Raw genomic sequence first — 8,287 nt, forward strand, 5'->3', positions numbered from 1 at the left:
ATTATCAATATTCTTAAATAATTCAGGTAAAATTTTGGTTTGCGTTACATTTCCAGAAACTTCGTAAACTTTGATGTTTTTGGGCTGCTTAAAATCATCCTCAATCCATTTAAAAGCTCTGTTGTCATTGAATTCTTTCCACATTTTGTGATTTCTGAGGAATTTTCCGGCTTCCTGTCTTTCATCATCAAAATAATATCGGTCTGCCTGAAAAAAACATTGCGCTTTATCCCACTGCAAAAGGTTTCTGACCAGTTTTTCTTCAACAGGAGTAAATGCATTAAAGCCACAGAAAACGAAATTTTCGGTATTGTTTTTTGCGAACTCTTCTATTTTTGCTTTGGCAGACTCGTGAATCATTCCCGGAGTTGCCCAGTTTTTTTCTTGTAATTTTTTCTTTAAAACAGGAAGAAAAACATTCATATTCCGCCAGAAATTCAGGAATTTTTTTCTTGGAATTTGGTCATCGTCACCCAAATCCTGCGCCCATTCTTTAATCCGTTCTTCATCAAACATATATTGCAGAACGGCTTCATCAGAATCTGAAAATTTCAAAATATCATCCCAGTCTTTCTGAAGCGTCGGAAACCATTTTAAAAATTCAGAAAAATCGTCATTTGGAATAAGATTCAGACTTTTATAAACATCAAATGCAAAAAGCCACAGAGAAATTCCCTGAATGGTCTGCTGATCTACGATACTGATGATGAGCTCTTCGATCGTATAAAAATTGGGAAGAAAACCTGAGTAATTATTTTCTTCTAAAATCTGTCGTATAAAAACAATGGGTCTTTTACCGGGAAGAACAATGTTAAATTGCGATAAATCAGAATTTTGAATTAATAATTCATCGATAATTTTGTTTAGAAATTTCAAGTTTTCTGGTAGTTTTTTAGTTTCTCGAGCTCTTCGGTAATTAAAAGATTGTATTCTGCCTGTTTTTCTTTATTCATACCGTGCTCGGTTACGCGGTCATATTCGGCCTGAAAGTTTTTGTATTCGGAAGAAATTTTAGCGTAAATTGATTTAAAAAACTTATTGTAATCGGCTGTGGTTCTTATCTTTTCTGAAACTTCTTTTCTGAGTTTTCTGGCGTGAATTTCGGCAATATCAAAATGTTTTTGCTCATGAAGAAGCACGTAATCATTAATCCTTTTAACGTCTTTCCATGATTTATTTTCATTAAAAACAGTCTGAATATTTATTTTCACCGGAACTTTGGGATCGCTTGATGTGATCGCTGAAAATTCCCAGCCGCAATGCGTGTAAGCTACAACCGTAGAACCGCCAAGATTATTGGTTTTGCTTTTGAAATTATCCCAAACAAGCTTCTGATCTTCGCTCCAGTTAATTTTCTGAGCCGATAAAATATTGAAAATCAATAAAAAAACGATTAAAAAAAACTTCATTATTCTACTACAATTGTTTTGGTAATCCAGCTGTTGCCATTCCAGAATCTGAAGGTATAATTTCCTTTTTTCTGCGGGCTAAAATTAATCTGGTTTGCTGATGTGTGTTGTGCCTGTGTACAAGTACCGCTCGTATAATATTGATAAGCAGTTACATCGCGATCAAATTGCCCGGTGTGAATATAATCGTATCCGTAAAATCCTTCACAGCCTGAATTATATGTTGAATACGTTCTTATGCTCTGAACCGAAAAAACACTCATCGTATCATTCACGATTTTTATACTGTCGATCTTTACTTTGTCTACAGATTCTATCGTTTGATAATCATCATCATCTTTACAAGAAGTAGAAAAAAGACCTAAAACTGCCGCAGCAAAACTTATTTTTAATATAGATTTCATGACATCGGATTTGATCGTTTGGAAGTATAAATTTAGCAAAAATAAATTCCAAATATTATGATTTTAAGAATTAAAATTACCTTTTGAAAGATAAACCACTTTTTTGGTATCAAAAAACTCTTCTTCGAAGTAATTTTTAAGGTTGAAAAGCTCGCATTTCAAACCGGCAAGTTCTTCCGCAAGATCTCCGCCTTTCAGATATAAAACGCCGTTATGTTTTGCATTAAACTGTTCTTTTTCGAATTTCCCTTTAAGCCATCTTAAAAATTCCGGCATCTGAGTAACGGCACGACTCACTACGAAATGGAATTTTTCTTTTACTTTTTCTGCCCTTCCGTGAATTGCGGTAAGATTTGCTAAGCCAATCCCTTCTGAAACAGCATTGACTACCGTAATTTTTTTGCCGATAGAATCTATTAAGGTAAACTGAGTTTCAGGAAACAAAATTGCAAGTGGAACTCCGGGAAAACCACCGCCTGTTCCCACGTCTAAAACCTTTGTTCCGGGAGCAAATTCCATGATTTTGGCGATGCCTAAAGAATGCAGAATGTGCTTTTCGTAAAGAGATTCCATGTCTTTTCGTGAAATAACGTTTATTTTCTCGTTCCATTCTCCATACAGGCTTTCAAGCTTTGTAAACTGCTCAATCTGTTTTTCTGTAAGGTCAGGAAAGTATTTTTGAATGATTGCTATCGACATAAAAGTAATTGTAAGGAGCAAAAATAAGTTTTATTCGCAACTAATTCAAATTAGAACCTGTTTAAAATTTTTACTTTTTAAAACTTTTTTATTTAACCACAAAAGGCACAAAAGATTTAAATATTTTAAGAGTCTGTTTAAAAATTAATAAATATGAATTTCATGATTGGTTTTTCGCAAAGGCGCAAAAATTGTTTAACTATAATACGTTTTAAGGCGCAAAGATTTTATCTTCGGTAAAATTGATACAGCTTTAGTTATGAACGATTTAATAAATCAATAAACTAAGCTTGCTTAAAATTTTTAAGTTTAATTCTTTAGAAATCCTCATTTTATAAATGTTAAAAAATGTATTACAAAATTTTAGCAGGCTCTAAGTTTTTATATATATTTGTTAAAAAGACAAAAAGAATACATGAATAAACTTTCAGACAGAGTAAACAGGTTGGGTTACTCTCAGACATTCGTCATGTCAAACAAAGCCAGAGAGATGAAAGCCAGCGGAATAGATGTAATTTCTTTAACATTAGGCGAACCCGATTTTGATGTTCCCGATAATATTAAACAGGCAGCATTTGATGCGATCAATGAAAATTACAGTCACTACTCTCCTGTTCCGGGTTTTTTAGAACTTCGTCAGGCAATTTCAGAAAAATTAAAAAGAGACAATCAACTCGATTATAAACCTACACAAATCTGTGTTTCAAACGGCGCTAAGCAATCAATTATCAATGTTTTAGCGGCACTTATTAATGATGGTGACGAAGTAATCCTTCCTACTCCTTTTTGGGTAAGCTATGATGAAATGGTCAAAATGATGGGCGGAAATTCCGTAATGCTTCCCACTTCATATGTTACCGATTTTAAAATTACGGCAGAACAGCTTGAGGAAGCGATTAACGAGAAAACAAAAGCCATCCTTTTCAGCTCGCCCTGTAATCCTTCAGGTGGATATTACACCTATGATGAACTAAAATCTTTGGCAAAAGTGATTGCTAAATACCCTCACGTAACCGTAATTTCAGACGAAATCTACGAATACATTAATTACGAAACTAAAACAACTTCTATTGCGCAGTTTCCTGAAGTTTATGAGCAGACTGCGGTAATTAACGGGATGTCTAAAGCTTTTGCGATGACAGGCTGGAGAATCGGCTATTCTGCATGTCCGGAATGGTTGGCTAAAGCTTGCGAAAAAATTCAGGGGCAAATGACAAGCGGCGCAAATACGGTTGCTCAAAGAGCATCAATTGTTGCGTTAAAAACTGATCCTTCCGAATACAGATACATGATTGATGCATTTAAGCAAAGAAGAGATCTGGTGTATGATTTAATGAAAGAAATTCCTGGATTTAAAGTTGTTTTACCAAAAGCTGCTTTTTACTTTTACCCCGATGTTTCTCATTATATAGGAAAAACTTTAAACGGAACTGAAATAAAAGATGCTGATGATTTTGCCATGTTTATTTTGGAAAATGCTCACGTAGGTTGTGTAGGCGGAGTTTCGTTCGGAAGACCGGAATGCATCCGGTTTTCTTATGCTGCTTCTGAAGAAGATCTCAGGGAAGCGATGAGGAGGATTAAAGATTTGCTGACTAACGTTTAAATAAAAAGTTCTTCCTTGTGGAAGAACTTTTTTTGAACTCAATTAAAGAGATGTTTCTCCTACAGGAATTACTGGTACGATAATATAGCATTCTTCATTAATCGCAACACAAACATCAGCATCGGGACAATAATACTTTCCGGGAGGACATTTTGATGTAGATGCCGCTCCTTTAATTGTTTTTAGTTCTTTTCTTGACAGGTTTTTTAGATTTTTCATAACAATAATGTTTGATTGATTATAATTTAGTTCGTATTATCAAAATTAACAAAAAATTCCATACTAATTCATTATTATTTTTATGAAGTTAAATATTGCAATATTAATCGCTGTTTAAAAACAATTATAGATTTTATTTATCAACAGTTGTTTTTTCAATAGATAAAACTGTGTATATTTGCACTGTAAAATTAATCAAATAAAAATTAGAAAAATTATGTCTTTAGTAGGTAAAAAATTTCCAAACGTAACGATTGACGCAATGTCTGAAATGGGTGATGATCTTAGAATCAACATCTTTGAAGAAACTACAAACAACCAACAAAAAGTACTTTTATTCTGGTATCCAAAAGATTTTACTTTTGTTTGCCCTACCGAACTTCACGCTTTCCAGGAAGCTTTAGGTGAATTCGAAAAAAGAAACACGAAGGTAATCGGTGCTTCTTGCGATACAAACGAAGTGCACTTTGCATGGTTAAACGTTTCAAAAGACAACGGTGGGATTGAAGGAGTTACTTATCCGCTTTTAGCTGACACTCACAGACAACTGGCAAATATTTTAGGAATTGTAGACCAGGATTTCGAATACAACGAGGAAGGTGAAGAGGTTTTCACAGGTTCAAACGTAACGTACAGAGCAACTTATCTGATCGACGAAACCGGAAAAATTTTCCACGAGTCGGTAAATGATATGCCTTTGGGAAGAAACGTAAAAGAATATTTAAGATTAATCGATGCTTATACTCACGTTCAGAAGCACGGTGAAGTTTGCCCTGCAAACTGGGAAGAAGGTAAAGAAGCTATGAAAGCTGACAGAACTTCTACTGCTGAATATTTAGCTAAAAATTAATAAATTAATTTAACAATGTAGCAATCTAACAATGTAGCAATTCCTGTCATTCTGAACGAAGTGAAGAATCTCATTGTTACATTGATAAATTATTAGATTGCTACATTGTTTATTTTTTATTCTAAAAAATAAACTTATGTATACAGAATTAACAGAAGATACGTTACAAAATATCGTTAGCGACAACGAAAAAGTAGTTGTACAATACGGAGCAACATGGTGCGGAAACTGCAGAATTATGAAGCCTAAATTTAAAAAATTAGCTTCTGAAAACGATGCAATCCCTTTCCTATATGTAGATGCAGAAAAATTACCTGAAAGCAGAAAATTAGCTAAAGTGGATAACTTGCCTACTTTCGCAATCTTCAAGAATGGTGAATTGGTAAATCAGGTACAGTCTAACCAGGCAGAAAGTTTAATTAATCTTTTTAATGAATTAGCATAATGAAGTTACCAGTAATTAGACAGTTTTATCAGAACCAGACTCCTGAAAATCTTGAAAAAACTTTAGAAGTTTTAGAAAGTTTCACAGAGTTCAGAGGAACGACAGAAGAAGATATGAATGTTGCCGGAGAATTGATCACCAATATTTGCGGAGCGCTTGAAGTTCACGCCAATGTACAAAACGGAATGAGCGAGAAAGATGCTTTGAATTCTTTTGCTCAGAAGGTTTTAGGATCGATTGATAAATAGTTTTAACACTGATAATTTTAAACACTAATTCCACGAATATTTTTCACGAATTATCACAAATAATTAATCATAAAAATTGTGTTATTAGTGAAAAAATCAGTGCCGTTTGTGTTTAAAAATTACAAAAATAAAAATCCCGATGAAAACATCAGGATTTTTTGGGTTTATAAAAGTTTTGATAAATTCATCATTCAAAACTCATAATTTATAATTCTTTTTAGCTTCTTCTGCTCATTAAAATTCTCAAAATGTACCAGAACAATAGCATGATTGATGCAAAAAGCTGTAAAGCCGCTCCTACATATTGTTGCGTTCCATAAGTATCTTTTAATTTACTTGTTTCATAAAGAATTGAAGCAGAAGCTAAAATCACCATTCCTACAGAAAACCAAAGTCCAAGGTTGAATCCGAAAATCATTCCGGCTACAATTAATCCTAAAGCAATAAAACCTCCAATGGTAATGATATTTCTAAGAAATGAAAAATCTCTTTTTGAAGTAAATGCGACTGCAGAAATTCCTGCAAACATGGCAACGGTTAAAGATGCAGCCTGCATGATCAGATTACCTGTTCCATCCTGACCTAACGCCATGTAAATCATCGGTAAAAAGATTACTGAATACAACAAAACGGATAATCCCAATCCTACATATTGCGTTGACTTACTTTGAGATAAAGACCATTTTGTAGCCATAAAAGATCCCAGCCAAAATACTCCTAAAACCAGTAGCCAACTGTATTTTTGGCCAATCATCATAAAAATCAATTTTTCAGGAACCACATTTAACAAAAACGCTTCTACTCCCGCAAACGCCAATATTGCCAAAGCAACATGAATATAAGTTTTCTTGTAAAAATCGCCTATTTCTAAATCGGTAGAGTGCGATAACAAAACATCAGTTTTCATAATTTTATTTTCTAACAATTAAATTTTATTTACTGTATTCCGGTTTTACACCGAGAATTTTTCCGTCATTTTCAAAAATAACCGTAATCAGATCTCTTGGCGGGTTATTTTTATCATCTTCATATTTATACTGAATCGCAGGATAGGTCTGATTATCCAAAAGCTTTTGATAGCCTGATTGATAAACGTCTGTTTTTCTTTCAAAACTTATTCCTCCTGAAAGCTTCTGAATCATATTTTCGTTGACCAAACTCTTCACCTTATCCGAAATAAGAGATTCAACCGCTTGTTTATCTTTAGATTTCAATGCAGAAACAAACTTTGAAAAAGATTGGTTGTACAATTCAATTTTATCTTTAGGAATCGTAGCAGAAGCATTCATCGGCGGATTCTGAACTTCTACTTTACTCACATTCTGTGCCGACAAAAAAGAAATGGCAATGAGTCCGAAAGCAGCAAATATTTTTTTCATACTAAATAATTTTAATTTGGCTGACCTAATTTAAGATAAATAAATTAAATAATCTCTAAAAACTTCATTGTATCCACATTGTCTGCATAAGTATTCAATGATGGATTTTGGGCTTCACCAAGTTGAATAGAGTCAATTCCCAGCTCATCTTTTGCAACAATACACTGAATATTTTCTTCGTTTTCAGCAATAAATTTTTTCACTTCATCTAAATCAGAATATCTGCTGAAATTAATCACAGAAAGCGGACTGAAAAGCTTCTCATCTTCTTTCAGCATCACAAAATTATTATCCCAGAATTTATCCTGGTTTAAAAGGTAAACCGCTCTGTTGTAATCATAATTATTAGCGTATTTATTATGATTGATAATTTCTTTAAAATCTAAGAAACTCTCAAACAATCTGTCGATTACAAAATCCTGTGGAATGAAAATTCGTGTAACATTTCTGCATCCCAATCCAAAATACTGGAAAATATCGTTGGCTAATAATTTCAGTTCTTCTTCCGTTTCATCGCCTTTCAAAACAGCAATTGAAGTTCTGTTTTTTCGGATAATACTTAAATGGTTTTTAAAATAATATTCCAAATATCTCGCTGTATTATTACTTCCAGTTGCGATAACAGCATCGAAATTCTCTAATTTTTCAACAAATTCAAATTCAATTTCTCCGTCTGAAAATTCTTTCCATTTTTTAAGCAGAAAAGGAATCATCAGTCGGTCTTTTGAAGATAATTTTATCATCGGAATATGATTGCTCAAAATCACAGAAATCACATCATGCAACCCAACCAAAGGGATATTTCCGGCAAGAATTAACCCTACTTTTTTGGATGTTTTTGATGGTAAATAATTTTGCAGCCAGTCATTAACGTTCTTTTGGGTCAACAATTCAGACCATTGTTTCAGAGCATATTTCTGATTATCAATAGTAAACCAGGGGTTTTCAATTTCAGATTTTCTTAATACTTGCTCAAATTCAAAATCATTTTCATTATAATCTTTAGGATTTTTTGCTAAAAATACTTT

At 33.3% G+C, this 8,287-nt stretch carries 11 protein-coding genes and 1 pseudogene; 4 read left to right on the forward strand and 8 right to left on the reverse strand.

Annotated elements, in window-relative coordinates; translation table 11 throughout:
* The 4 genes and pseudogenes from AB4Y90_RS12115 to rsmG form a co-directional block, all read right to left on the reverse strand.
* A pseudogene (locus AB4Y90_RS12115) lies at positions 1–876 on the reverse strand (PD-(D/E)XK nuclease family protein); the annotation flags it as partial.
* Positions 873–1,409 (reverse strand): DUF922 domain-containing protein, encoded by a 537-nt coding sequence (locus tag AB4Y90_RS12120; protein ID WP_441557837.1) that lies wholly within the window; start codon positions 1,407–1,409, stop codon positions 873–875. The gene AB4Y90_RS12120 and the pseudogene AB4Y90_RS12115, both read right to left, overlap by 4 nt.
* Positions 1,409–1,813, reverse strand: a complete 405-nt coding sequence (locus AB4Y90_RS12125) for a hypothetical protein (RefSeq protein ID WP_441557838.1) — start codon at positions 1,811–1,813, stop codon at positions 1,409–1,411. Before AB4Y90_RS12125 ends, AB4Y90_RS12120 begins: the two co-directional genes overlap by 1 nt.
* A 63-nt stretch (positions 1,814–1,876) precedes the next feature.
* Positions 1,877–2,512 (reverse strand): 16S rRNA (guanine(527)-N(7))-methyltransferase RsmG, encoded by a 636-nt coding sequence (rsmG, locus tag AB4Y90_RS12130; protein ID WP_441557839.1) that lies wholly within the window; start codon positions 2,510–2,512, stop codon positions 1,877–1,879.
* A gap of 415 nt (positions 2,513–2,927) precedes the next feature.
* On the opposite strand from rsmG, the gene AB4Y90_RS12135 reads away from it, so the two are divergent.
* Positions 2,928–4,118, forward strand: coding sequence for a pyridoxal phosphate-dependent aminotransferase (locus tag AB4Y90_RS12135; RefSeq protein WP_441557840.1), 1,191 nt, complete (start codon positions 2,928–2,930; stop codon positions 4,116–4,118).
* A 42-nt stretch (positions 4,119–4,160) separates the two neighbouring features.
* Here the strand turns inward: AB4Y90_RS12135 and AB4Y90_RS12140 are convergent, their stop codons facing one another.
* Complete coding sequence (locus AB4Y90_RS12140) at positions 4,161–4,337, reverse strand: bacteriocin-like protein (RefSeq protein ID WP_441557841.1); 177 nt, start codon at positions 4,335–4,337, stop codon at positions 4,161–4,163.
* Between the two features lie 217 nt (positions 4,338–4,554).
* Between AB4Y90_RS12140 and AB4Y90_RS12145 the strand changes: the two genes are divergently transcribed.
* From AB4Y90_RS12145 to AB4Y90_RS12155, 3 genes are all read left to right on the forward strand, one after another.
* The gene (locus AB4Y90_RS12145) at positions 4,555–5,187 is read left to right on the forward strand and encodes a peroxiredoxin (RefSeq protein WP_441557842.1); all 633 of its coding nucleotides are present in this window, start codon (positions 4,555–4,557) and stop codon (positions 5,185–5,187) included.
* 136 nt (positions 5,188–5,323) lie between these two features.
* Complete coding sequence (locus AB4Y90_RS12150; RefSeq protein WP_441557843.1) at positions 5,324–5,632, forward strand: thioredoxin family protein; 309 nt, start codon at positions 5,324–5,326, stop codon at positions 5,630–5,632.
* Positions 5,632–5,880 (forward strand): DUF6952 family protein, encoded by a 249-nt coding sequence (locus tag AB4Y90_RS12155; RefSeq protein WP_047481054.1) that lies wholly within the window; start codon positions 5,632–5,634, stop codon positions 5,878–5,880. The genes AB4Y90_RS12150 and AB4Y90_RS12155 overlap by 1 nt, the downstream gene beginning before the upstream one ends.
* Before the next feature lie 217 nt (positions 5,881–6,097).
* Here AB4Y90_RS12155 and AB4Y90_RS12160 read toward each other — a convergent pair whose 3' ends face one another.
* The 3 genes from AB4Y90_RS12160 to AB4Y90_RS12170 form a co-directional block, all read right to left on the reverse strand.
* Positions 6,098–6,787, reverse strand: a complete 690-nt coding sequence (locus AB4Y90_RS12160) for a Bax inhibitor-1/YccA family protein (RefSeq protein ID WP_441557844.1) — start codon at positions 6,785–6,787, stop codon at positions 6,098–6,100.
* 25 nt (positions 6,788–6,812) lie between these two features.
* Entirely contained in the window at positions 6,813–7,259 is a 447-nt protein-coding gene (locus tag AB4Y90_RS12165; protein WP_441557845.1) for a peptidylprolyl isomerase, read from the reverse strand.
* A 44-nt stretch (positions 7,260–7,303) separates the two neighbouring features.
* On the reverse strand, positions 7,304–8,287 hold a 984-nt coding region (locus tag AB4Y90_RS12170; RefSeq protein ID WP_441557846.1), incomplete at its 5' end, for an acyl-CoA reductase.

Source organism: Chryseobacterium sp. 2TAF14 (assembly GCF_052115105.1).
GTDB lineage: Bacteria > Bacteroidota > Bacteroidia > Flavobacteriales > Weeksellaceae > Chryseobacterium.